We start from the raw sequence: 402 nt of genomic DNA, 5'->3' as shown, positions 1-402 counted from the left end.
CCGCCCGGATCCACTGGCCGAAAACCTGCTCTTCCGCCTCCTCGGCCGGCTGGGTGCCGTACCGCTGTGACAGAACTCGGCAGTCGCACGCAGTAAGGGGAAGTGCGGGCTCCGTTGAGGTCGGCGCCCCTTGCAGGCCTCAGGACAGGCCCGGACAGGGAGACGTGGATGAGCCTGGTGGAACTGATCGCGCAGGCCGACGAACGCGGACTGGCTGCCAGCGGACTGGCTTGTTTGGATCGGTGCGTGCCGCTGCTGGGCGGTGACGACGAGGTGCTGCGCCCGCTCTGGGCGAACCTCGTGGACGGCGGTGACGCCGGAGCCTGGGGCGCCCTGCTGGACCAGGCGCGTGACCGGCTGGGCGTCGCGGACGTCATGGCCGCCGAGGACGTCGAGGACGAG

1 pseudogene is annotated in these 402 nt (G+C 70.6%); it reads left to right on the top strand.

Features of this window, described 5'->3' with window-relative positions:
* Positions 1-168: 168 nt before the first annotated feature.
* A pseudogene (locus CCN42_RS40090) lies at positions 169-402 on the top strand (hypothetical protein); the annotation flags it as partial.

The organism is Streptomyces glaucescens, assembly GCF_002154375.1.
In the GTDB taxonomy this organism is placed as follows: Bacteria; Actinomycetota; Actinomycetes; order Streptomycetales; family Streptomycetaceae; genus Streptomyces; species Streptomyces glaucescens.
This window is presented reverse-complemented; position numbering and strand designations above follow the sequence as displayed.